Consider the following 25,403-nt stretch of genomic DNA (forward strand, 5'->3'; position numbering starts at 1 on the left):
TCACTCTCCTACAACGACTTTTGCAAAACGCAGCACCTTGTCGCCCAGCATGTAGCCGGTCTGGACGACGTCTACGACCTTGCCCTGCATATCCTCTCCGGCGGCGAACTTGGCCACGGCCTCGCATAGGTCGGCGTCGAACTCCCGGCCCTTGACGTCGATCTCGGTCACGCCCTTCTGACGCAGGGTTTCGGTAAATTTCTGCGATATCAGGTTCACGCCGGCGCGCAGCGCTTCGATATCGTCGCTTTTCTGCATGGCATCGACCGCCCGCTGCACGTCGTCGCGCACAGGAAGCATCGCCAGCAAGACGTCGCGGCCTCCGGTCTGCACCAGATCCATCTTCTCCTTGAGCGTACGCTTGCGGTAGTTGTCGAACTCGGCCTGCAGACGGATGTATTTATCCTGCCATTCGGCGACTGCCGCCGCTAAATCGGGTGCGGCGCCGCTGTCGGTCGCGTCTGCCATTGTGTCAGTCCCGTCCTGCGGCTCGTCTGACACATTGGCACAGGGTTCGCCGTCGCACGAGGGATAACCGTCGCCCGGCTCGAACCCTTCGTCGCCGTTAATGGCTTCATTATAAGCTTTTTCCTTTTTCATATATAGTTGTTTTTCAGATTTTCCGTCTTATAGTCGATCAAATTGTATACCAACCTCCGGAAGGGCCTATCCGATGATGAAAATAGCAGGGCGTTTGTTCATCGCGGGCAGTTCGGCGGCACGCCATTCGCGGACGCGGAGCGTGCGGATGAATTCGCCGGGAGCCGTGATGTCCATGGCCACCGTCAGCCGCGTTTCGGGCGCAAGGGTCTGCAACAGCTGCTCCATCAGCTTGACGTTGCGGTACGGGGCCTCGATGAAGAGCTGGGACTGGCCTTCGGCGTGCGCGCGGCGTTCGAAACGGCGGATCGCCTGCACCCGTTCGGGCGGTTTGACGGGCAGGTAGCCGTTGAAGGCGAACGACTGTCCGTTGAGCCCCGACGCCATGACCGCCATGACGATCGACGAAGGTCCGACGAGCGGCACGACACGGATTCCGCGGCGGTGGCAGGCTTCGACCACCAGCGCCCCCGGATCGGCGACGCCCGGCACGCCCGCTTCGGAAATCACGCCCGCCGAACGCCCCTCGACGAGCGGTTTCACCAGCTCTTCGACCTCACGCCCGGCGACGGTATGTTCGTTCAGTTCGCGGAAGCAGAGCGTGTCGATCGGGCGCGCCGCGCCCGCTTTCGACAGAAACCGCCGCGCCGTGCGGGTATTCTCGACGATAAAATAGTCGAGCGAATCCATAACGGCGCGGTTTGCTGCGGGCAGCACGTCCCACGGCGCCGTTTCGTCCGAGATCGGACACGGGATCAGATAGAGTGTTCCGTACATTTTTTCAGTTCAGCGATTTTTCGTTCCAACAATCCGACACGGTTCGCAATGCGGACATACTGCACGGCGAACCAGAGACTCAGCGCCATGGCCCCGACGATCACCAGACCGGGCAACCCGCCGAGACAGAGCCAGCTGAGCAGAAATCCCGCGATCGAAAGCGTCAGCGGAGCTTTCCGGACAAGAAAGGCCAGTGCCGCGTAGACGCATGCCAGCGCAGCCATGAAAATCCCGACGGCCCGCATCGTCGCGTCGCCCCCGGCATGCACCAGCACGACCACGCCGCCGACAAGCGCGAAAAACGCGGCGCAGAGCATCGCGACCTTCGCCCGGCCCAGCTGGTCGAGGGCCGACTCCGCTTCGACGCGGGCCGTCAGCAGGCGGGTTTCGAGACACTTCACGGCCTGCATCCTCTCCGCCGGACAGTTGCAGGCGGGACATTTGTCCGCTCCGGGCGCGATCAGGCCGCCGCAGTCGTAGCACTTCATCCCGTTATTCCTTGAGATAGATGCGTTTCACACGTCCCGAAACCGAGGTCATGATTTCATACGAGATCGTATCGAGCACACGGGCCATCGTTTCGAGGTCGTTGCCCGGCACGGGCGAGAAGACCGACACTTCGTCGCCCTCCTTCACGCCGGGAATGTCCGTAATGTCGATCATGCAGCTGTCCATGCAGACCCGGCCGATGATCGGCGCAGGCTGTCCGGCCACGAGCACCGACCAGCGGCCGCAGCCCAGATGCCGGTCCAGCCCGTCGGCATAGCCGATCGGTATCGTGGCCGTGGTGGTCGGCCGCGTGAGCTTTCCGGCGCGGCCATACCCCACCGCATCGCCCGCAGGCAGGCGTTTGATCTGCACGATGCGGGTTTTGAGCGTCGAGACGGGACGCAGGGCGTCGTTGTGCCGGAACCCGAAGCCGTAAAGCCCCAGCCCCAGACGGCACATGTCGAACTGCGCTTCGGGGAAGCGCTCGATGGCGGCCGAATTGGCCGTATGGCGGATGACCGGATAAGGCAGCGAGGCGGCGAGCTGCGCGCTCATGCGGTCGTAGAGGGCGATCTGCGCCCGCGTATAGGCATCCTCTTCGGGCATGTCGGCGCAGTTGAGGTGCGAGAAGACCGAAGCCGCCTTGACCTGCGGCGTCGCGGCGAGCGTCGCGCACAACTGCGCGATCTCCTGCTCCACGAACCCCAGCCGGTGCATGCCCGTATCCAGCTTGACGTGAATCGGATAACGGCTCTCGCCCGCGTGCGTCACGGCATCGGCGAAAGCGCCGAGCGAGTGGAAACTGTAGATTTCGGGTTCGAGCCGGTTGGCGATCATCACGTCGAAGCTGTCGGCGTCGGCGTTGAGCACCACGATCGGCATCGAAATCCCCCGCTCGCGCAGCAGTACGCCCTCGTCGGCGAACGCCACAGCGAGATAGTCCACGCCCTGATGCTGGAGCATCTGCGCGACTTCGAAATCGCCCGCGCCGTACGAACCGGCCTTGACCATCGCCACGAGCCGGGTCCCGAAGCTCAGCTTCGACCGGAAATAGTTGAGATTATGGATCATGGCGTCGAGATCGACCTCCAGCACCGTCGTATGGCTTTTGCGGGAGAGCAGGTGCACCAGTTTTTCGAAACGGAAATCGCGTGCGCCTTTCAGCAGGATCGCACGCCCGGCCACGGCGTCGCGGTTGATGCGCGCGACGCATTCGTCGGTAGCCGTAAAGAACTCCTTGTCGCAGGCGAACAGCGCGGCATAGCGTTTCAGGCGGGGACCGATACCGATCAGGAAGTCGATTCCGGCGCGTGCGACCATGCCCGCCACGCGGCTGTAAAGCTCGTCGTCCGAGAGACCGCTCTGCGAAATGTCCGACAGCACGAGCGTACGGCGGCGGTTCAGCGCCACGCTGTGCAGGTAGTCCAGCGCCAGCGCCAGCGAATTGAGGTCGAGGTTGTAGGCGTCGTTGATAAGTATCGAGTCGTTGATGCCCTCCTTCACTTCGAGACGCATCGCCACCGAAGGAGCCCCGGCGAACGAAGGGGCGGGATAGCGCATCGCATCGCAGAACGCCTCGACGATCTGGGCGTTGCGGCGCGAAGCGGCGTTGCCTATGACCGATTCGGGCACTTCGGGATATGAGGCGGCATCGACGGGACGGCGGTCGGCGAAATGCGCCGCGACCATACGGCCCAGCGGCTCGTAATAGCTGTGGTAGATGATTTTGGAAGCGCTGCGGGCGAGAATCATCTTCTCGTCGCATTTCTGTTCCAGATTGATGAAATTCTCCTGATGGGCGTCGCCGATCGAAGTGAAGATCACCGCGTCGGGGCGGATGATGCGTTCGAGCCGCTCCATCTCGCCGGGCTTCGAGATGCCCGCTTCGAAAATCGCCAGCTCCTCGTCGCCCTCCAGCATCAGCACCGAAAGCGGTACGCCCAGCTGCGAATTGTAACTCTTCGGCGAACGGTAATATTTCATGCCTTCGGGCAGCTCCTCGGCGATCCACTCCTTGATGACGGTCTTGCCGTTCGAGCCGGTGATGCCGACCACCGTACCCCGGAACTGCGCCCGGTGATAGGCCGCCAGCCGCTGAAGGGCTTCGATGGCGTTGTCCACCTGCACGAAACCGCACTCCCCGGTGCACGAGGAGGCTTCGACGCCCCGCTCGACGAGGAACGCACGCACGCCCCGGCTCTGCATGTCGGCGATGAAATCATGCGAATCGTGGTTCGCGCCGCGCATGGCGACGAACATCGGGCGACACCCCAGCTCGCACGAAAGCGACCGGCTGTCGGTAACGACCGACCGCACCTCGGAATCGCAGCCCGAAAACTTTCCGCCGCAAATGGCGGCAATACGTGAAAGTCTGTAATTCATCCTCTTATCATTTTTCCGTTCCGTCCGCCCTGCGGTCTGTAGGCATCTGCCCCGCATTCGGCCGGAACGCCGCGAAAAATCGTCAGTCCATCTTAAAAGTCACGATCGTAATGCCCGCCCCGCCGCGGTCGGCATGCTCGTCCTTGGCGCTTTCGACCTCAGGAACCGTGCGCAGATAGCGGCGGATCTCCTCTTTCAAGGCCCCCGTACCCTTGCCGTGGAGAATCGAAACCGACCCCACGCCCACCATCAAGGCGTCATCGACGAAATCCTGCACGGCGTCCAGCGCTTCGGCGGCGCGCATGCCCCGCACGTCGATATGGTCCCTGAAATTGAGTTTGCGGGCCGAAATATCGACCGAGACCACCGTACGGGCCGTCTGCGGGCGCGTCGCTTCGCGGAACTCGCTGTTCGACACCACGGTCAGCAGTTTCTTGTCTACCGTAGTAAGTATCTGACCGAAGGCGACCTGCACTTTCTTCCCCTTGACCGACTGCACCACGCCGACCATATCCTGCCCGGCCATGCGGACCTTGGAACCGGTTTCGACCTCGCGGGGTTTGGGCGGTTCGGGGGCGGCGGCCGCCTGCGCTTCGCCGCGCTGGGTTTTGCGCTCGATGCGCCGCTGGCGGCGGCGTTCGATGCGCTCGATCTCACGGGCCACCTGCGCGTCCTTCTCGGCCGTATCGGCCTGCTCGACCGCATCGCGGAAGTCGTCCAGCTCGCGGCGCGCCAGCCGCGTCAGCTCTTTTTCGGCCTGCGCTTCGCGGATGGTCCTGATCGTATTCTCGATCTGCTTGTTGGCGTCGGCGATCAACCGCTGGGCCTCCTGCTTGGCCTTTTTCAGAATCTCCTGCCGCTCGGATTTGATCTTCGCCAACTGCTCGGCGTAAGTCTGCTCCAGCTCTTCGACCTTGCGGTCCGTCAGGCGGATGCGGTCGCGTTTCTGTTCCCAGTAATGTTTGTCACGGGCGATTTCGCGCAGCTGCTTTTCGATGTTGATATGGTCGCTGCCGGCCTTCTCGCCCGCAATGCGGATAATCTCTTCCGGCAGGCCGATCTTGCGGGCGATCTCCACGGCGAACGAACTGCCGGGCTTGCCCGTTTCGAGCCGGAACAGCGGCCGGATATGCTGCACGTCGAACATCATGGCGCCGTTGGCGATGCCTTCGGTGTTCGACGCATAATACTTGATATTGGCGTAATGGGTCGTGATAACACCGTAGCACCCCTTGGCCAGCAGGCGTTCGAGGATGGCTTCGGCGATGGCGCCGCCGATGACCGGCTCGGTACCCGACCCGAATTCGTCGATCAGCACCAGCGTCGCGGAGGAGGCTCCGGCCAGCATGTTCTTCATGTTGAGCAGGTGCGACGAGTAGGTCGAAAGATCGTCGTCGATCGACTGCTCGTCGCCGATGTCGATGAAGATCGACCGGAACACGGGCAGTTCGGAGACTTCCGACGCCGGCACGAGGAATCCGCACTGGAACATATACTGCACGATGCCCGTGGTTTTCAGGCAGACCGACTTGCCGCCCGCGTTGGGCCCCGAAATGACGAGGATATGCTTGCGACGGTCCAGCTGCATGTCGAGCGGCACGACCTCGCGGCCCTGCGCCCGGAGCGTCTGCTGCAGCAAGGGATGGCGGGCGTTTTTCAGCATCAGCCGGTCGTCGGTCGAGACGATCGGCTTCACGCAGCCGTTCTCCGAGGCCCAGCGCCCTTTGGCGCGCAGCATGTCGATCTCGGCGAGGTAATCGCCCGAATCGGCGATCAGCTCCGCATCGGGACGCACCGAATCGGTGAACTCCGAGAGGATGCGGACAATCTCGCGCCGCTCAGCGTATTCCAGTTCGCGCAGTTCGTTGTTGATCTCCACCACCTCGACCGGCTCGACGTAGAACGTGCGTCCGGTAGCCGACTCGTCGTGGATGAAGCCCTGCAGTTTGCGCTTGTTGGCCGCGGCGACCGGAATCACGGCTTTGCCTTCGCGGATCGAAATCTGGGCGTCGGCATCGACGATGCCGGCGTTCTTGGCGGCCGACAGCACGGCCTGCAGACGTTTGGCGGCCTGTCCCTCGCGTTCGCGGACGGCGCGCCGGATCTCCAGCAGACCGGGCGAAGCGTTGTCCTTCACGTTGCCGAAACGATCGACGATGGCGTCGATCCGCTGCACGATTTCGGGAAAGGCCGCGACGCCGCGGCTGCGGGCGTGAAGCGCCGGATATTGTTCTTCGCGGTTGAGAATGAACGCGACGATGCCGCCGACGACCGTCAGCGCACGATGCAGCGTCACCACTTCCTCGACGTCGAGGAATGAGCCTTCGACGCGCAACTTGGCGACGATATGATCGACGTCGGGATACTCCCCGCCGGGAAATTCGTGTTCCATATCGAGCAGCAGACGCATCTCGTCGGCAAGCGTCAGCCGCCGGGCGATCTCGCGCGCCGAGGTCGAAAAGGTCTCGCCGGCCAGCCGCGCACAGGCGGCACGCATGGTACAGCGCGCCGCAACCTGTTCACGAAGCCGGTCGAAGCCGATCTTCTGCTCGAAGTTTGCAGGATAAATCATGGTGCTATGTCGGGTAGAGGGCTACCGCAGCCGCCTGAGCGAATCGCGCTCGGCTTTCTCGGCGGCCTTCGCGGCCTTCCGGTCGGCCCGCTCCTTCATCTTCTCAGGGTTGCGCCCGAAGAGCGAAAGATGGACGTAACGGCCCGGATACTGTTTGACGTCGGCCAGCAGTGCGGAGAGATTCTCGCTGGCCCGGTTGAGCGAATCGTAAAGTTCGGGATCGTTCATCAGCTTGCCCACCGTGCCCTCGCCCTGCGCGATGCGGGCCACCAGATCGTCGAGATGCCCGACAGTCTGCGAAAGTTTGACGGCGAACTCCTCTTCGGAGAACTGCGCGACGACCCGGTCTACATTGCCGATGATGCTGTCCACGCGCTGGGCGTTGTCGCCGAGCATGTCGGAGAACTTCGAAAGGTTCTCCAGCGCGCTTTTCAGGTTGTTTTTCTCGGCGGAAAGTATCTGCGCCATGTCGCCCGTCACGGAGTTGAGGTTGCCGAGCGTCCCGGCGATATTGCCGGCGTTGTCCTCCATCAGCCTGTTGAGGTTGTCGAGCGCACGCGACAGATCGCCGGTGAGCTGCGAGACTTTCTGCTTGAAGAAATCCAGCTCCGAACCGGCCATGTCCATCAGGTCGCGGTCGCGGCTCGCCCGCAGCGTATCCCCCTTGTGCAGGTAGGTGTCGGCCCTGCCGTAGGTTATTTCGATCGCCTTGGCGCCCATCAGCCCGTTGCTGAAAATCTTGGCTTCCGAATCGGTCGGAATGCGGTATTCGCGCTTGATGGTGAACCGCAGCACGACTTTGTCGCTGCGGGCGGGGTCGAACGACAGACCCGTCACCGAACCGATCTTGACGCCCTTCATCATGATCGGCGAAGCGTTCTGCACGCCGTTGATCTGGTCGTAAGCCGCATAATATTCGACATTGCGGCTGAAAATATCGAATCCTTTCAGAAAGCGAATACCCGCCCATGCGACGCCGATCATCGCCACGGCGAAAATTCCGATCTTAACTTCCCTTTTCATATCTCGTATGTTTTTATTTCACGATCCGAGTTCCCCGGCAGCTCACCACAAAGGCGTCGGGGAAGACCTTGCGCACCGCCGCCAGTTGTTTCTGCGCCGCAGCGCGGGTCTCGTATTCGCCGACGCAATACTTATAACGGTATTTGCCGTCGGCCGTATATTGTTTCACCTTGCCGCGGTAGCTCTTGAACCGCGCGGACGAAGCCGGCACGGTCTGGGGGCTGGCCAGCACCTGCACGGTATAGCGCAGCGGCTGCGCGTCCTGTTTCGGAGCCGGCTGCTTCGGGGTTTCGGCTTTCGGCGTCTCACGCTTCGGGGCGCCGGCCTTGGGAGTCTCCGTTTTCGGCGTCTGCGTTTCGGACGTCTCCCGCTCTGCCGGCGCAGTCACGGATTCGGATTTGGCGGCGGAGTCCTTCGCCCCCGCCTTTCCGCCGGCCCCGCGCACAGGCTCCTTGCCGACGACCACTTGCTCCGGTTTCTGCTCCGGCTTAGGCGCCGCAGCGGCCTCCTCTTCGGCGTTGCGCGTTTCGAGCACATAGGCCGAATAGTTCTTCACGCCCTCGTAAATCGAACGGGCGATCTCGGTCTGGCCCTTCTCCGACTTCATGTAGGCAGCCTCCTGCGAATTGGAGAGGAATCCGATCTCGGTCAGCACGCCCGGCATGTCGGTCGCATAGAGCACGCGCAGCAGCTGGGGTTTGATGCCCCGCGAATGGCGGCCCGCCTTCAGGTAGTTGTTCTGAATGCAGCGCGCGATGGCCATGCTGTATTCGCCGTAGGTGAACTGCAGGTTCTGGATATAGGCCCGCACGATGGCCGCCGTACGTTCGTCGGACATGTCGATCAGGTCCTCGCGGTTGTTCTCGAACAGCGCGTTTTCGTTGTAACGCTGCTCCTTGGGGCTTTCGCCCATGATCAGCGTCTCGACGCCGCGCGCGGCCGTGGACTTGGCCGCATTGACATGGATCGAAATGAAGAGGTCGCCGCCGGCCTTGTTGGCGATGTCGGCGCGCGCCTGCAGGTCTTTCGCCTTGTCGGGTCCCAGCGCCTTGTCCGTCTTGCGCGTATAGACCACCTTCACGCCGGGCATGCCCTCCTCGATCATTTTGCCGAGCTTGAGAGCCACCTTCAGCGTCAGGTCCTTTTCGCTGGTTCCGCCGTAGTGCGCACCGGGATCGTTGCCGCCGTGACCGGGGTCGATCACCACAACTTCGACTCCGTGCGCAATATTCCCGGCCGATGCCGCGTTCGTAAGAACGGTTACGGCCGCAAATGCGAATAACAGGAACAGTCGTGTGCGCATATTTAAGAGATCAAGTGTAAGCTTTCTGTAATTTTTTACCTATCTTTGTCGCGCCTGAAAACCCCGCGGGAGGTCGCCGGAGACCTGATTCAGGCGTTTTTGCCGACATGTCGGCAAAGGTACGAAAAATTATTGGAATTTTGGATAAACTTAGGGTAAAATATCTGTTTTCGGCGGCGCTGATCCTGCTCTTCGCCCAGCTGGTGTTCGGCGCGTCCGCACCCCGGAGCGTGTTCGCCGCAGCCGCCCCGGACAGCACCCGCACCCACGATTCCATTCCGGCATATACCCTTCCGGAAGCCGCGGCCGAAGTTCCCGAAGCCGCCCGCACACGCAGCGAACGTCGCGCGCAGGCACGGGCCGCCCGCGAGAAAGCCCGCCGCCACGCCGAATTCGAAGCCATGTCGCAGGAGGAGCGCGACTCGATGTTCAGTTCACAGGTCGATTCGCTCATCGCCCGCCGGGCCGACTCGCTGGCCGGCAGGCAGGCCGACACCGTGGCCCGCGACTCGGTCAAGCGGCCGCGCAAGCCCGGCGCCTTCCTCGACGATCCGATTTCGGGCAAGAACAAGGACTCGCTGGTGTACGACGTCCGCAACAAGATGGTCTACATCTACAACGAAGGCGACGTCACCTATCAGAACAGCAACCTCAAGGCCGACTACATGCAGATCGACATGAACTCCAAGCTGATCCACGCATACGGCAAACCCGACTCGCTCGAAGGCAAGGCCATCGTCACCAAACCCGAATTCTCCGACGGCGGCGAAGCCCCCTACAAGATGGACACGATCACCTACAACCTCGAATCGAAGAAGGCCAAGATCAAGGGCGTGGCGACACAGCAGGGCGACGGCTGGCTGGTGGGCGGCAGCGTCAAGAAGATGCCCGACAACACGATCAACATCGAGAACGGAAAATATACGACCTGCGACGAAACGGACCATCCGCACTTCTATCTGGCGATGACCAAGGCCAAGGTCATTCCGGGCAAGAAGGTCGTCACGGGGCCGGCCTATCTGGTCATGGAGGACGTGCCGATCTATTTTCTGGGCATTCCCGAAGGCTTCTTCCCGATCAGTTCGGGTCCCAAGTCGGGTCTGCTGATGCCCACCTACGGCGAAGAGTACACCAAGGGATTCTTCCTGCGCGATCTGGGCTACTACTTCACGCTGGGCGATTACGCCGATCTGGCCGTCCGCGGCGGTATCTACACGCTCGGTTCGTGGGAGGCGTCGGCCGCATCGCGCTACATCAAGCGCTACAAGTACAGCGGCAGTTTCAACATGCAGTACTCGAACATCAAGACGGGAGAGAAAGGCGAACCCGACTATATCAAGCAGAGCAACTTCCGCATCCAGTGGACCCATTCGCAGGACCCCAAGGCCAACCCCGGTTCGACCTTCTCGGCGTCGGTGAACTTCGCCACCAGCGGTTACAGCAAGTATTCGGCGACCAACCTCAACGACATTCTCGCCACGCAGACCAACTCGTCGATCGCCTATTCGAAGAACTGGGCCGGCACACCGTTCTCGCTCTCGGCGAACATGTCCATTTCGCAGAACTCGCAGAACAAGACCATTTCGGTAACCCTGCCCACGCTGGTCTTCAACGTCTCGCGCTTCTACCCCTTCAAACGCAAGGAGAAAACCGGCAAGGACCGCTGGTACGAGAAGATTTCGATGCAGTACACGGGTAAAATGACCAACTCGGTGAGCACCACCGAGGACAAAATATTCTCGAAGGAGACGCTCGACAACATGAAGAACGGCATCGAACACAACATCCCGGTTTCGGCGTCGTTCAACCTCTTCAACTACATCAACATCTCGCCGTCGGCCAACTACAACGAGAAGTGGTATTTCAAAAAGGTCGAGCTGGAATGGAATCCCGTCACCAACAGCGTCGACACGCTGCCGGCACAGTACGGCTTCTACCGTCTATACAACTACAACTTCAGCGTCTCGACATCGACGACCGTGTACGGCATGTACGACTTCACCAAAAAACGCCGCGACCGCAAGATTCAGGCAATCCGCCATACGATCACGCCGTCGATCGGATTCTCGTACGCCCCGGACTTCGGCGATCCCAAATACGGCTATCAGAGCAACTACCAGTCCGATTCGACCGGTACGTTCCGCCCCTATTCGCCCTATTCGGTCAATGCCTACGGCGTCCCCAGTTCGGGACGTTCGATGTCGATGAACTTCTCGCTGTCGCAGAACCTCGAAATGAAGGTGCTGAGCAAGCGCGACACCTCAGGCGTCAAGAAGATCAAACTGATCGACGAGCTGCGGCTCAGCGGTTCGTATAACTTTCTGGCCGACTCGATGGGACTCTCGACCATCCCCATCTCGTTCCGCACCACGCTGTTCGGCAACTTCGGCATCAACCTCTCGGCGACGCTCAACCTCTACAAGCTGACCCCCGACGGAAAACTGTACGACAAGCTCTTCCTTCCGGGACGTATCGAATCGACGGGCTGGTCGTTCGGCTACACCTTCAAATCGCGTCAGGACCGTACGGAACGCGCCATCAACGACATCACGAGCATTCCGCCCGAATACATGAACCCGTTCTACGACCCCTACGGCAACATGGACCCCGTACTGCGAAGGCAGTACATGGCCCAAACCTATTACGACTTCTCGCTGCCGTGGAACTTCGGTTTCAACTACACGGTCAACTACTCCATATCGCGGGGAAATTATCCGCCCAAAGGCTATAAAAAGAACATTACGCAGACGATCGGCTTCAACGGCAGCGTCAATCTGACGCCGAAGACGGGCGTCACGTTCCAAGGCGGTTACGACATCAAGCAAAACAAGCTGACGACCTCGTCGGTCTCCATTTCGCGCGACCTGCACTGCTGGCAGATGTCCTTTTCATGGATTCCGTTCGGCTACCACCGCAGCTGGAGTTTCAACATCGGCGTCAAGGCGGCGTCGCTCTCCGACCTCAAATACGACAAGAGTCAGAGTATGTACGACAATATGTACTAAACGTACAAAAGCCGCCGCCCGTCCGGAAAATGGAAACGCCCTGCCGAGGCAGGGCGTTTCCATATATAATAGGGTGTCCGCACAATCGGGACTGCCCCTGCGGAGCTAAATTTTCCGGACTTCAGGTTCTTTGCGGTCGATGTAGTTCGGATAGCGGAACTGCGGCATGCCGAGCGCCATGACAGCGCAGATACGGCGGTCTCGAAGTCCCAGCATCCGGTTCAGCCCGCCTTTCCCGTCCTGCCGCACGGCGGTCAGCACGAATCCCATGTAGACCTGACTCACACCGAGCGATTCGGCCGTCAGCGAGGCGTTCTGATAAGCGAGGTTCGCGTCCTCGGCGCCGAAGCGGCTCTCCTTGGGCGCATGGATGAACAGCACAGCCGTCGCACCCCGCAAAATGCGGTCGACGCCCTGCTCCGCATATTCGCGGCGCATCCGTCTGAACGCCGGAATGTAACGGTAAACGCCCGGCAGCAGCCGGCTCAGCCAAGGCCGCACGAGCGGGTTAGACAGACGCTTCACGATCCGGCCGAAAACGCCCAGCGTATATTCGACGATTTCGCGCCGCATAGCGGGGTCCGTCACCAGCGTATAACCCAGCTGGCGGGCGTTGGTCGCCGTCGGCGCGCGGTCGGCGGCGGCAACGATGCGGTCCAGATACTCCTGCGGCACGGGACGCTGGGAAAAAGCGCGGTTCGAACGCCGCACGGCGAGCAGCAGTTCGACCTGTTCGGGCGTCGGCAAAGCCGCATAGTCGATCGGATGCACCTTCTCCGCCGGGAAATCGGCATGTTCGACCGCCCCCGTGGGACATGCCGCCGCGCAATGGCCGCAGACGATGCAGTTTTCGGGTTTATGCAGCGTCACCGCAGCCCCGGCCTTCTCCTGAACGAAAATCTGCGACGGGCACACCTTCACGCAGCGGCCGCAGCGGATGCAGATCGCATCATTTACTCGAATCGTATTCTCCATCATATCTTTCAAATTTTTTCAATATCTTTGGCATCTATCCGACAAACAGCATGCACCCCATCGTCATCAAACATTTCAGCGAAATCTCCGCCGCCGAGTACCACCGCATCGTGCAGGCCCGCGAAGCCGTCTTTTTCCTCGAACAGCACATCACCGAACCCGACGCCGACGAGGTCGATCCGCAGAGCGTCTTTCTCTGGACGGAGGAGGACGGCCGCGTCGTCGCATTCCTGCGGATCATCCCCGCAGGGATCGTCGGCGCCGAGGCATCCGTCGGACGGGTGCTGGTAGACGCCGGTTACCGCCGCCGCGGGTTGTGCCGCCGCCTGATGCACGAAGCCCTGCGGCATATCGCCCGGACGTGGGGTCCGCAGCCCGTCCGCATCTCGGCGCAGGAGTACCTCGTCGGATTTTACGCATCGCTGGGCTTCGAAGCCGTTTCCGGGACCTACCTCGAAGCCGGCATCCCGCATGTCAGGATGCTGAGACGGTAACAAAAACAATTCCGGCGGCAAAGGAAATCCCTGCGGCCGGAATCGTTTTTAGGATTAATGCTTCACCGACGCCATCTCCGCGGGGTTGTGCTTGTATTTGAACACCAAGGCGAAGACCACGGCCACCACGAGGGCGTAGCCTGCGAAGATGTACCACGAATCGGGCCAGCCCCACGCATCGACGACGGCGCCTGCAGCGTACGAGCCGAAGAAGGCGCCGAAGCCGTTGGTCATGATCATGAAGACGCCCTGCGCCGAAGAACGGATTTCGCGGCTGGTCTCCTTCTCGACGAACAGCGAACCCGAAATGTTGAAGAAATCGAACGCCACGCCGTACACGACCATCGAGAGGATCAGGAACGCCGCGCCCGAACCGGGATTGCCGATGCCGAAGAATCCGAAGCGGAGCACCCACGCCAGCATCGAAATCAGCATCACCTTCTTGATGCCGAAACGCCGGAGGAAGAACGGGATGAGCAGGATGCAGAACGTCTCGGACATCTGCGAGAGCGACAGCAGGATCACCGAGTGTTTCACGATCGCCGAATCGGCATACTGCGGCATCGACCCGAAGTTCTGAATATAGGTATCGCCGAAAGCGTTGGTTATCTGCAGAGCGGCGCCGAGCAGCATCGAGAAGATGAAGAAGACGGCCATACGCTTCTCCTTGAAAAGCGCGAATGCGCGCAGCCCCAGCGTGTCGATCCACGACTGCGACTTGACGTTGCGGTCCACGGGACATCCGGGCAGCGAGAAGGAGTAGACGGCCAGCACGAACGACAGGAACGCCGAAACATAGAGCTGCCAAGCGGTGAGCTTGATCTGGATGCCGCCGATATGCGTCAGATCGACGAACCACATCGCGGCGATGAATCCCACGGTCCCCCACACGCGGATCGGCGGAAAGTGTTTCACGGTGTCGAGTTTCGCCAGATCGAGGGCGTTGTAGGCCACCGAGTTGGACAGCGCGATCGTCGGCATGTAGAACATCACGCTCAGCAGCATGCAACTATACAAAGGCGCATAGGCCGTCTGCGAAGCCGCCGCCACGAGGAAGGCGCCGCTGATCAGGTGGCAGATGCCCAGCAGCTTCTGCGCCGGAATCCAGCGGTCGGCTATGATTCCCATTACGGCAGGCATGAACAGCGAAGCGATGCCCATCGTCGCGAAGAAACTGCCGATCTGCAGTCCCGTGAAGTCGAGTCCGCCGCCCAGATAGGCGCCCAGCGAAATAAGCCACGAGCCCCAGATGGCGTACTGGAGGAAGTTCATAACGATAAGGCGAAACTTAATTCCCATAATTCTCTGATTTTACGTTATTTTAATTTCAGGTTCATTTTAGTTCGGAAACGATTAAAACAAATGTACGAAATTTTTTTCGGAATTTTCTTTGCAATTGAAAAATAAAGTTCTACTTTTGCATCACCAAAACGTCATTGAGCTATGGTGTAATGGTAACACAACAGATTCTGGTCCTGTTATTCTTGGTTCGAATCCAGGTAGCTCAACTGAAAAGCGAGGAATTATCCTCGCTTTTTTCATTTTATCCGCCGGATTCCGCTGTTTCGATTTCCGAAACAATCCGCAGGCCCGATACCGCTAATCGACACTGCGGCAAAAACCGGACCGCCGATTTTCACAATGCGCGGCCGCACCCCGCCGCTGTTTCGAAATAAGGCGCACAAACTCCCTTCGATTTCTGTTTTCCGTCTTGTTTGACCCGCCGAAATGCAGTACGTTTGTATTGCACAGGAGATATGAAGAATTCAAGTGGGATTGTGCAAGGGGCGGGTTACACCCGCAAAAGTGACGCAAGTGGAAAATCCGTCAGGATTTGAAGCACAGGATAGACATATGGAGCTAGACGCAAGGTTCCGTTTATTCCTGGAAGACTTCGGGGGAGGGTTCTAAGCCCTCCCTTTCCAATTCTGCCACGATCGCACGCTGACGCTTGAAGAAATGAATCCGCTGCAGCTCCCCGCTGCACGAAACCAGCGTCGCAAAACGGCTCAGCGACGTAATCCAACGCCTGACATGCTCGAACATGCCCGGATCGGCGCTTCGCAGCGAATTGATCGAGAACGCCTCGATACAGCTCGCACGGTAGTGGCGCGCCGCGACATAGCAGTAAGTCGCCTCGATATCCATGTCCGATATGTAAATAGACACCGGCTTCCCGCTGCGGAACTGTCCGGCAACGGCTATCTCCTCCAGCTCGTCGAGCAGCTGCAGCAGTTCGCCCTTCAGCATCTCGACGCTTTGGTCGGTTATCAGGTGCATGTTGCGGAACGCGCAGATGGCATTGACCCAGCGCTTGGTGCAGCTGCCGTCGAACACCAGCGTCGTCGCAGGCATCAGCTGCGCCTCCTTCAGCAGGTCGCGGTAACTCCGCAAAAGCGCATCGGGAACTTTCATATCCTCGAATTTAGTCGTCGAACAATCGACAAGCCCCTGTTGGTAAAGCCACTTGAAGAGTTTGAAATTGGTCAGTCCTTCGTAGCGCATGTAAAGCATCCGCGGGAACGAGTTTCCGGCGATAGCCTGCTCCGCATCGGCATCGGACGACACCTCCCGGTAAAAAAGTGTATCCTGATCGATAACGCCCGTATAGTCTTCGAGCGCCGTATGGTAATCGTTAAAGCTAAGACGGAAAAGCACGTTTCCGAAATCGACGGCACCGACAGCGCGGTCGAGCGAAAAATTCATCTGGGCCGAAAGAACGGCCGCTTCCCCGAAGGTAAAGGGCACCTCGCCGCGCAGACGGCGGTAAGCCGCTTCGCGGCCGATGTTGAGTTTATCGGTCAGTATGGCTGCCGGATTGGTATATTCCGGGGTACCGTTTTGAATAGCGGCGATCAGCGCCGCATTCAGTTTGTCAAGAGGCATAGTACAAGTGTTAAATCTAAATCAAATTCTCAATCCCAACCGCAAATTTAGTAAAATATTGACAAATTGATATTTTTCGGACAAGAAATAAAACAAAAGGGAACCTTCTCGGAAGGTTCCCTTTCATTTGTCTCGGATGCGGCGGTCTTACTTACCCAGCCCCATCTTTTCGATCAGCGCCTTGGTCTCAGGCTTGTGGCCGCGGAAGCGTACGTACAGCTCCATCGGATGCTCCGTACCGCCTTTCGAAAGGATGTTCTCACGGAACGATCCGGACACTTCGCGGTTGAAGATGCCCTTCTCCTTGAAAAGCGAGAAAGCGTCGGCTTCCAGCACCTCGGCCCACTTGTAGCCGTAATAGCCGGCAGCGTAACCGCCTGAGAAGATGTGGCCGAAAGCCGGAGCCATCGCCGTTCCCGGCACGACGGGCAGGACCTGAGAAGGAGCCATCGACGCCACTTCGAACTGCTCGACGTCGCCCTCGAAGGGCTCGGTGATCGTATGCCATGCCATGTCGGTCAGGCCGAACGACAGCTGACGCACGTTCAGGTAGGCGGCCAGATAGTTCTGCGCCGCGATAATGCGCTCCACGATTTCGGCGGGAATCGGCTCGCCGGTCTGGTAGTTCACGGCCCACAGGTCGAGGAATTCCTTCTCGGTAGCCCAGTTCTCCATGATCTGCGAAGGAAGCTCCACGAAGTCGCGGTAAACGCTCGTGCCGGTCTGCGACTCGTATTTGCCCTCGCCCAGCATGCCGTGCAGGGCGTGTCCGAACTCGTGGAGGAAAGTCTCCAGCTCGTCGAACGTCAGCAGCGACGGCGCGGTCTCGGTGGGTTTGGTGAAATTCATCACCAGCGACACCAGCGGACGGGTCTCCTCGCCGTCCTCGATCTTCGTGCCGCGGAATTCGGTCATCCACGCACCCGAACGCTTCGACTCGCGGGGGAAGAAGTCGAGGTAGAGCACGGCCATAAAGCGGCCGTTCTCGTCGGTTACGTCATAGGCCGTCACGTCGGGATGATAGACCTCGATCTTGTCGTTGGGCGTGAAATTCAGGCCGTAAAGCTTGTTGGCGAGCATGAACACGCCCTTCTTGACGTTTTCGAGCTTCAGATAGGGCTTCACGACCTCGTCGTTGAGCGCATATTTCTCGTCCTTGTATTTTTCGTTGTAATAGCCCCAGTCCCACGGCATCAGCTGGCCCTTGAAGCCCAGCGAAGCGGCATAGTCGCCGATCATCCGGTAATCCTTGTCGGCATAGGCTTTGGTCTCGCCGAGCAGCTCGTCGAGGAATGCCGTGACGGTCGGAGTATTCTCGGCCATGCGGCGTTCGAGCACGTAATCCGCGTAGCACTTGTAACCCAGCAGGTTGGCGATCTTCAGGCGCAGGTTGGCGATCTGCTTCACGATCTGCGTGTTGTCGTTCTCGCCGCCCAGCGCACGCGAATTGTAGGCGCGCCAGAGCTTCTCCTTCAGGGCGCGGTTCGACGAATAGGTCATGAACGGCACATAGCTCGGCGCCTGCAGCGTCACGGTCCAACCCTTCTCGCCGCGCGCCTTGGCGTCGGCGGCCATACCCTCCCGGACGAATGCGGGCAGTTCGGCAACGACCTTAGGATCGGTAATGTTGATCGTAAAGGCGTTGGTTGCGGCCAGCGCGTTCTGGCCGAACTGCAGGGTCGCGGCCGACAGCTCGGAGGTATACTTGCGGTAAAGCTCCTTATCGGCGTCCGAAAGGGCGGCGCCGTTGCGGGCGAAGCTCTGGTAGGTGTCTTCCAGCAGTTTCCTGTCCTCTTTCGAAAGACCGCGGCCGGGTTTCTCGTAAACCGCCTTCACGCGGGCGAAAAGCTCCGGATTGAGCGAAACGTCGTTCGACAGCTCGGTGAGCTTGGGCTGAACGCGCAGCGCGATCTCCTGCATCTGGTCCGAGGTCGCGGCTTCGAGCAGGTTGTAGAAAACACCCGAAATGCGGTCGAGCAGCGCCCCCTGACGCTCCAGCGCCACGATGGTGTTGCCGAAGGTCGGCTTCTTGGGGTTATTGACGATCGCCTCGATCTCGGCGCGCGAGCAGGCGATGGCCGCATCGAACGCAGGCTCGTAATCCGAAAGCTCGATCTGCGAGAACGGCGGCGTCTGGTGGGGCGTGTTCCACTCCGCCAGCAGGGGGTTGGTGGTATCCAGTTCGGGCAGCTGCGCTTTGGGAATCGAATTGTCGGCGCAGCCTGCCGCCATAGCTGAAAAGGTCATAATGATAAGTGCTTTTTTCATGTTACTGCAAATATTGGGTTATTTTTCACGATTCGTCTATTGCCCGTCCGATTCCGGTTCGAGGGGGATCGGGGCCTCTTCGTCCGGCTGCGGATCGGGTTCGGCGAGCAGGCCGCGGCCGCGGAGCATCGCCCGCTTGTCGGGATCGGCCCCGCGGAAGGCCCGGTAGAGCGTCATGCCGTCCTCGGAACCGCCGCGGGCGAGGAGCTTGGTGCGGAAATCGGCGGCGATCTTCTTGTTGAACAGGTCACCGCTCTCGCGGAAGGCCGCGAACGCATCCTTGTCGAGCACTTCGGCCCACGTATAGAAGTAGTAGCCCGCCGAATAGCCGCCGTCGAAAATATGGCTGAAATAGGGATAACGGTAGCGGGGTTCGATCTGCGGAATCAGGCCGCGCTTCTCGTTGAGCGCCCGGCGTTCGAAGACCATCGGGTCGAACGGTTCGTAGTCGGTGGTCGAGTGGATGTCCATGTCGGAAAGCGACGCGGCGATCAGCTCCGTAGTGGCGAAACCCTGATTGAAGAGTTCGCTCCGGCGCAGTTTATCGACGAGGTATTTGGGAATCACCTCGCCCGTACGGTGATGCACGGCGTACTGTTTCAGCATTTCGGGTTCGAAAGCCCAGTTTTCCATGATCTGCGACGGAAGCTCCACGAAGTCGCCCTCGACCTCCGTGAGTCCGCGGTATTTCACGTCGTGGAACAGGAAATGGAGCGCATGGCCGAATTCGTGGAAGAGCGTTTCGGTCTCGTCGAGCGTCAGCAGCGCAGGGGTGTTGCGCACCGGACGGGTGAAGTTGCAGACGATACTCACCACGGGAGCGACGCGCTCGCCGTCCCGGTAGGTCTGTTCGACATAGTTGCCGCACCACGCCCCCTGACTCTTGCCGTCACGCGGAAAGAAGTCGAAATAGAGCACGCCCAGATGCGACTGGTCGGCGTCGAGCACCTCGTAGGCGATCGCCTCAGGATGGTAGAGCGGCGCCACGATGGGCTGGAAGGTGATGCCGTAAAGCCGGTTGGCGAGGTAGAAGATGCCGCCCTGCACGTTTTCGAGCGAGAAATAGGAACGCAGCATCTCCTCGTCGAGTGCATAGTTCTGCTTGCGCAGTTTTTCGGCATAATACCACCAGTCCCACGACTCGAACGTCGCGCCCGGAACGTCCTTCTGCAGGAGTTTGTCCATCTCGGCCAGCTCCTCCCCGGCGCGGTCGAGCGCCGGCGTCCATATCTGGTCCAGCAGCGCGTAGACCGCATCGGTCGTGCCGGCCATCTCGTCGGCCACGACATAGGCGGCGTACGACGGATAGCCCAGCATCTTGGCCTTCTCCGTACGCAGACGGATGAAGTCGTTGATGAGCTGCTTGTTGTCGTACTGATCGCCGTTGTTGCAGCGGTTCAGGTAGGCCTTGTAGATCTTTTCGCGCAGGTCCCGCTTGGCCGAATAGGTCAGGAACGGAATCAGACTGGGCTTGTGGAGCGTGAAGACCCACTTGTCGCCCTTGCCCATCGCCTGCGCCTTCTCGCGCGCGGCGTCGCGGACACCCGAAGGCAGTCCCTCCAGATCGTCCGCCGTCAGTTCGAGCGCGAAGTTGTTGTTCTCGGCCAGAATGTTGTTGCCGAACTTCACGGCCGTAAGCGACAGCTCGCCGTTGATCTCCTTCAGCCGGGCTTTCTGTCCGGCGTCGAGCAGGGCGCCGGAGCGCACGAAAGCGTCGTAGGTCTTCCTGAGCAGTCGGCTCTGCTCGGCGTCGAGTCCCAGCGACGCGCGCCGGTCATAGACATCCTTCACGCGGGCGAAAAGTTTCTCGTCGAGCCGGATCTTATCGCGGTGCGCCGAGAGCAGGGGCATCACCTGCTCCTGCAGGGCCTGCATCCGTTCGTTGGTTTCGGCGGCGCAGAGCATGCCGAAAATCAGCTCGGTCTGCGCGAGCATCTGTCCGGCGTTGTCGTAAGCCAGAATCGTATTCTCGAACGTCGGCTCGTCGTTGTTCGAGGTGATGGCGTCGATCTCGGCGTCGTGCAGCGACATGCCGCGCTCGAAGGCGGGCATGAAGTGTTCGGCGCGGATCTTATCGAAGGGCGGCACGCCGAAAGGCGTGTCCCACTGGGTGAAGAAGGGATTCTCCCCGGCGCTTTTCGGGGAGTTGCATGACGCAAGTGCCATAAGCAGTAAGAGTGTTGTGAATAAACCTGCAATACGTTTCATCTATTCATGTTATTTTATGTAACTTTGCGAGCTGAAAATACGGACGCGCGCAAGGCATCCGTACAATGTTGCAAAGTTAGTAAATTATAAGAGGTATGCAACTTTTTTACGCCCCCGACATCACGCCGCCCCTCCATACGCTGAGCGAAGAGGAGTCGAAACACTGCGTGCGGGTGCTGCGTCTGGGACGCGGAGATACCCTTCATATAACTGACGGGAGGGGCAATTTATTTTGCTGCGAGATTACGGACGACAATCCGAAACGCTGCGCGGTGCGCGTCACGGAGACCCGCGCCGGGTGGGAGGCGCTCCCCTATTCGCTGACGATGGCCGTTGCGCCGACCAAGAACGCCGACCGCTTCGAATGGTTCCTCGAAAAGGCGACCGAAGTGGGTGTCGGCACGATCATCCCGCTCGAAACCGAGCATTGCGAACGCCGGGTCTTCAAGCCCGAACGCGGCGAACGGGTCATCACGGCGGCCATGAAGCAGTCGCTCAAAGCCTACCGTCCCACGCTGCGTCCGCTCACGCCTTTCGGCGAAGCGGCGGCCATGCCCTTCGAAGGGCGCAAGTTCATCGCCCACTGCGCCCCGGCGCAGTCGCCCGAAGGCAAAGCCTACCTCCCGGCGACGCTCCGCAGGGGCGAGGCGGCGCTGATCCTGATCGGTCCCGAAGGCGATTTTTCGCCCGAAGAGATCGCCTTCGCACGCGCGAACGGATTCGAGGAGATAACCCTCGGCGCGCAGCGGCTGCGCACCGAAACGGCTGCAGTGGCCGCAGTGGTGATGGTCTCCGTGGCAAACGGTTAGCGATACGGACAAAACGGTCCGCATCGCCGGTTCCGCCGCAAGGCGGCACGGTATAAACAGTATAATTACACACAAATAGCTCATGTTTCTCTATTCACTTCTCGCGCTGGCGGTGGTGACGGCGCTGATATTCGCCGCCCCTCTCAAGGCCAAGGTGTGGGCGACGCTGGCAGTCGTCGCGGCGGGGGCGCTCTGGGCGTCGGCAACAGCCGTCGGAGTGCTTGCCGGCGGACATACCGTACGGTTGTGGGCGACCGACGTCTTCCTCTTCGGAAGCGACGCAGGCTCGATGGACCCTCTTTCGGCGCTGTTCGCGCTGATCGTCTCGGTCGGGGCCGTCGCCGCGGTGCTCTACTCGCGGGGATATCTCGCGCACTACCTCGGACGCAAATCCCCGGCCCACATCTCGCTGCACTACACCGCGCTGGCGACGATGTTCTACGCCATGCTGGGCGTAGTGACCTCCGAAGGCGGATTTTCGTTTCTCTTTTTCTGGGAGCTGATGACCGTCGCATCGTTCCTGCTGATCCTGTTCGACGCCGAGCGCCGCGAAGTGCGCCGCGCCGCGCTGGCCTACGTGATCATGATGCACGTGGGATTCGCCCTGCTGCTCATCGGCTTCGTGCGGTTGGACAGCGTCTGCGGATCGGCCGACTTCGCCCTATTGGGCGAATATTTCCGCACGCAGCCCGCCCTGCCGCTGTTCGTGGTCTTCCTCGCGGGCTTCGGCATGAAAGCCGGCATGTTCCCGATGCACGTCTGGCTGCCCGAAGCGCATCCCGCCGCCCCGTCGCACGTCTCCGCCCTGATGTCGGGCGTGATGATCAAGACGGGCGTCTACGGCATCCTGCGCGTCACGGCGCAGATCGCCGACCTGCCGACGCTCCGCACCGCAGGCCTGATCCTGCTCGTCGCAGGCATCGTCACGGGACTCTGGGGCGTGATCCTCGCCGCGGCGCAGAACGACGTGAAGCGGCTGCTGGCCTACTCGTCGATCGAAAACATCGGCATCGTCCTGATCGGACTGGGCATCGCGGCGCTGGGCAAGAGTTCGGGCAACCAGCTCGCGGCGATCTGCGGACTTTCGGGCGCACTGCTCCACACGCTCAACCACTCGCTGTTCAAATCGCTGCTCTTCTTCGGAGCCGGCAACATACTCTCCCAAACGCACACCACCTCGCTCGACGCGCTGGGAGGGCTGGGCAGGCACATGCCCGTCACGGGCCTGCTGTTTCTGGCCGGCACGACGGCCATCTGCGCCCTGCCGCCGCTCAACGGGTTCGTCTCGGAACTGCTGATCTACCTCGGCATGCTCGACGGCATCGCTTCGGGCAGCGACGTGCTCGCTTCGGCGGCCGGACTGGCCGCACTGGCGCTGATCGGCGGAGTTGTGATTCTGGCCTTTACCAAACTCTACGGCACGGTGTTCCTCGGCGCACCCCGCACGCACGAAGTGGCCGAAGCCTCCGAGGTCGATAATTTCCGCATCGCCGCCATGGCGCTGCCGCTGGCCGGAATTCTCTTCATCGGACTCTTTCCGCAGACCGCCGTGAGCGCGGTAACCCGCGCCGCGGGATTTTTCATCCACCACCCCGCCGATGCGGCGGACTACCTGCTGTCGCCCACGCTGGCGGCCGTCAGCCGCACGGCATGGCTGCTGATTCTGGTCGTCGGACTCTTGGCATGGCTTCGCAGCCGCGCCCTGCGCACGCGCAAGGTGACCGACGGCGCGACATGGGGCTGCGGCTTCACCTCGCCCAACGTGCGGATGCAGTACAGCGGCGAATCCTACTCCGAAGGACTGCAGTCTATCGCCACGTCGCTCACGCAGAACAGCGGCGAAGGCAGCGCCGTCGGCAAAGGCGAGATTTTCCCTGCCGCGCACAACTTCGATATCCGCCACAAGGACCGCTTCGACAAACTTTTCGCGGCGTGGTGGGTCGAACTGCTGCGCGTGATAAACAAGCGCGCCATGCGCCTGCGTACGGGCAAGATCAACCACTACGTGCTCTTCGCACTGGCGTTTCTGGTCCTGATATTCCTGTTGTCCATCTTTAACCTGATCTGACGATGACGGCACTCAATACACTCCTGATCCTGCTGACGGCCGTCTGCATTCCGGGCCTGATAAACCGCACGCGGGCCGTGCTGGCGGGCCGCCGGGGCATCCGCTTCGCCCAGCACCTCTTCGACGTGCGCCTGCTGCTGCGCAAAGGCGCAGTCTATTCGACGACCGCTTCGGCGCTGTTCCGCGCCGTGCCGTCGGTCTACCTCGGCTCGGCGATCGTCGCCGCGCTCTTCATCCCCGTCGGGGAGCTGAAACCCCTGCTGTCGTTCGACGGCGACATCGTCTGCTTCGCCTACCTGATGGCTCTCGGCCGCTTCGCGCTGATCCTCGGCGCCATGGACACCGGAAGTTCGTTCGAAGGCATGGGCGCAAGCCGCGAAGCCCTCTACGGCGCGCTGGTCGAACCGGCGCTCATGCTCACGGCCGGCACGCTGGCCCTGCTGGCGGGCCACACGTCGTTCGCCCGGATCTTCGCCGAAGCGGCGACGGGCGACCTGCAGTTGACCGTCCTGCTGGTGCTCACGGCCTACGTGCTGGTGAAGATCGTCTTCACCGAAAGCGGCCGCGTACCGGTGGACGATCCCCGCACCCACCTCGAACTGACGATGATCCACGAAGTGATGTGCCTCGACTACTGCGGCACGGATCTGGGCATGATCAAAATCGCCGGGTGGCTCAAAACCGCGGCGCTCTCGATGCTGGCGGCCGACGCCGTGACGGCGGCGCTATGCCCCCACTGGTGGGCCGCGGCGCCGCTGGCGGTACTCCTCACCGGACTCTCGGTCGGCGTGGTCGAATCGACGCAGGCCCGCAACAAACTCTCGCGCAACACCACATTCATTCTCACCATCGCGGCTCTGGCGGCTCTGGTTTTCTTCACGGGCTACCTGCTGCAACTAAACATCAGCATCCAATGATACTCCCGCTGGTCATACTCTACGTCATCACGCTCGTCTATCTGGCGATCACCGAACGTTTCCGCAACTTCGCGTCGATCATCGGACTGCAGGGGTGGATTCTCTTCGCCGTCGCCCTGCTGCGCCTGCACGCCATCAATCCGCTGGAACTGATCTTCATCGCCATCGAGACGCTGGCGTTCAAGGCCCTGCTGGTCCCGGCCATCCTCTTCGCCATGATCCGCAAAACCAAGATCAACCGCGTACGCCGCTCCGGATCGTCGCAGTCGGGTTCGCTCCTGCTGTCGCTCATGGCGCTGGCGGTCAGCGCCTCGATCACCTACTACATCGCCGACTCGGCCATCGACCTCGTATTCTTCGGCGTGGCGTTATACGCCCTGCTGAGCGGCCTGATCCTGATCGTCCTGCGCTCGCGCATCTTCTCGCACATGGTCGGCTTTCTGGTGATCGAGAACGGCGTTTTCCTCTTTTCGATGGCCATAGGCGTCGAAATGCCGCTGCTCATCAACATCGCCATCCTGCTCGACATCCTGATCTCGGTGCTGATGCTGGGCATCTTCTTCACCAAGATCGACGGCAAGATACACGCCGACGACGCCGATTCACTCACCAACGTAAAGGACTGAC

General features: G+C 60.6%; 18 protein-coding genes and 1 tRNA gene. 7 read left to right on the forward strand and 12 right to left on the reverse strand.

Annotated elements, in window-relative coordinates:
- From ALFI_RS01630 to ALFI_RS01660, 7 genes are all read right to left on the reverse strand, one after another.
- Complete coding sequence (locus ALFI_RS01630; RefSeq protein ID WP_014774518.1) at positions 1-600, reverse strand: nucleotide exchange factor GrpE; 600 nt, start codon at positions 598-600, stop codon at positions 1-3.
- A gap of 66 nt (positions 601-666) precedes the next feature.
- On the reverse strand, positions 667-1,377 hold the full coding sequence (locus tag ALFI_RS01635) for an SAM-dependent methyltransferase (protein ID WP_009598638.1): 711 nt from the start codon (positions 1,375-1,377) through the stop codon (positions 667-669).
- Positions 1,356-1,865: a hypothetical protein gene (locus tag ALFI_RS01640; RefSeq protein ID WP_009598641.1), complete on the reverse strand. Its 510-nt coding sequence runs from the start codon at positions 1,863-1,865 to the stop codon at positions 1,356-1,358. Before ALFI_RS01640 ends, ALFI_RS01635 begins: the two co-directional genes overlap by 22 nt.
- 4 nt (positions 1,866-1,869) lie before the next feature.
- Complete coding sequence (alr, locus tag ALFI_RS01645; protein ID WP_014774519.1) at positions 1,870-4,248, reverse strand: alanine racemase; 2,379 nt, start codon at positions 4,246-4,248, stop codon at positions 1,870-1,872.
- An 82-nt stretch (positions 4,249-4,330) separates the two neighbouring features.
- Positions 4,331-6,820, reverse strand: coding sequence for an endonuclease MutS2 (locus ALFI_RS01650; protein ID WP_014774520.1), 2,490 nt, complete (start codon positions 6,818-6,820; stop codon positions 4,331-4,333).
- Between the two features lie 21 nt (positions 6,821-6,841).
- A complete protein-coding gene (locus tag ALFI_RS01655) occupies positions 6,842-7,843 on the reverse strand; it encodes an MlaD family protein (RefSeq protein ID WP_014774521.1) in 1,002 nt (333 codons plus the stop codon).
- A gap of 13 nt (positions 7,844-7,856) precedes the next feature.
- A complete protein-coding gene (locus ALFI_RS01660; protein WP_014774522.1) occupies positions 7,857-9,146 on the reverse strand; it encodes an N-acetylmuramoyl-L-alanine amidase in 1,290 nt (429 codons plus the stop codon).
- 140 nt (positions 9,147-9,286) lie between these two features.
- Between ALFI_RS01660 and ALFI_RS01665 the strand changes: the two genes are divergently transcribed.
- Positions 9,287-12,151, forward strand: a complete 2,865-nt coding sequence (locus tag ALFI_RS01665) for a putative LPS assembly protein LptD (RefSeq protein WP_014774523.1) — start codon at positions 9,287-9,289, stop codon at positions 12,149-12,151.
- 105 nt (positions 12,152-12,256) lie between these two features.
- On the opposite strand, the gene ALFI_RS01670 is transcribed toward ALFI_RS01665, so the two are convergent.
- Positions 12,257-13,126, reverse strand: coding sequence for a nitroreductase family protein (locus tag ALFI_RS01670; RefSeq protein WP_175282414.1), 870 nt, complete (start codon positions 13,124-13,126; stop codon positions 12,257-12,259).
- 50 nt (positions 13,127-13,176) lie between these two features.
- Here ALFI_RS01670 and ALFI_RS01675 point away from each other — a divergent pair, with 50 nt between their 5' ends.
- On the forward strand, positions 13,177-13,620 hold the full coding sequence (locus ALFI_RS01675) for a GNAT family N-acetyltransferase (RefSeq protein WP_014774524.1): 444 nt from the start codon (positions 13,177-13,179) through the stop codon (positions 13,618-13,620).
- Between the two features lie 54 nt (positions 13,621-13,674).
- Here ALFI_RS01675 and ALFI_RS01680 read toward each other — a convergent pair whose 3' ends face one another.
- Complete coding sequence (locus tag ALFI_RS01680) at positions 13,675-14,919, reverse strand: nucleoside permease (protein WP_014774525.1); 1,245 nt, start codon at positions 14,917-14,919, stop codon at positions 13,675-13,677.
- Between the two features lie 138 nt (positions 14,920-15,057).
- Here ALFI_RS01680 and ALFI_RS01685 point away from each other — a divergent pair.
- Positions 15,058-15,128, forward strand: a tRNA-Gln gene (locus ALFI_RS01685).
- Positions 15,129-15,498: 370 nt separating this feature from the next.
- Here ALFI_RS01685 and ALFI_RS01690 read toward each other — a convergent pair.
- The 3 genes from ALFI_RS01690 to ALFI_RS01700 form a co-directional block, all read right to left on the reverse strand.
- A complete protein-coding gene (locus ALFI_RS01690) occupies positions 15,499-16,506 on the reverse strand; it encodes a hypothetical protein (RefSeq protein ID WP_014774526.1) in 1,008 nt (335 codons plus the stop codon).
- A 147-nt stretch (positions 16,507-16,653) separates the two neighbouring features.
- Positions 16,654-18,774 carry a M3 family metallopeptidase gene (locus ALFI_RS01695; protein WP_227042561.1) on the reverse strand — a complete coding sequence of 707 codons (2,121 nt, stop codon included), beginning with the start codon at positions 18,772-18,774 and terminating at the stop codon, positions 16,654-16,656.
- Between the two features lie 36 nt (positions 18,775-18,810).
- Positions 18,811-20,982, reverse strand: a complete 2,172-nt coding sequence (locus tag ALFI_RS01700) for a M3 family metallopeptidase (protein WP_014774528.1) — start codon at positions 20,980-20,982, stop codon at positions 18,811-18,813.
- Between the two features lie 95 nt (positions 20,983-21,077).
- On the opposite strand from ALFI_RS01700, the gene ALFI_RS01705 reads away from it, so the two are divergent.
- The 4 genes from ALFI_RS01705 (at position 21,078) to ALFI_RS01720 (ending at position 25,402) form a co-directional block, all read left to right on the forward strand.
- Positions 21,078-21,791, forward strand: a complete 714-nt coding sequence (locus ALFI_RS01705) for a 16S rRNA (uracil(1498)-N(3))-methyltransferase (protein WP_014774529.1) — start codon at positions 21,078-21,080, stop codon at positions 21,789-21,791.
- 82 nt (positions 21,792-21,873) lie between these two features.
- Positions 21,874-23,859, forward strand: coding sequence for a proton-conducting transporter transmembrane domain-containing protein (locus tag ALFI_RS01710; RefSeq protein ID WP_014774530.1), 1,986 nt, complete (start codon positions 21,874-21,876; stop codon positions 23,857-23,859).
- A 2-nt stretch (positions 23,860-23,861) separates the two neighbouring features.
- A complete protein-coding gene (locus tag ALFI_RS01715; protein WP_014774531.1) occupies positions 23,862-24,776 on the forward strand; it encodes a respiratory chain complex I subunit 1 family protein in 915 nt (304 codons plus the stop codon).
- Positions 24,773-25,402 (forward strand): membrane protein, encoded by a 630-nt coding sequence (locus ALFI_RS01720; protein WP_009598611.1) that lies wholly within the window; start codon positions 24,773-24,775, stop codon positions 25,400-25,402. The genes ALFI_RS01715 and ALFI_RS01720 overlap by 4 nt, the downstream gene beginning before the upstream one ends.
- The last annotated feature ends 1 nt before the right edge of the window (position 25,403 follow it).

The sequence above is a fragment of the Alistipes finegoldii DSM 17242 genome (assembly GCF_000265365.1).
Lineage (GTDB): Bacteria > Bacteroidota > Bacteroidia > Bacteroidales > Rikenellaceae > Alistipes > Alistipes finegoldii.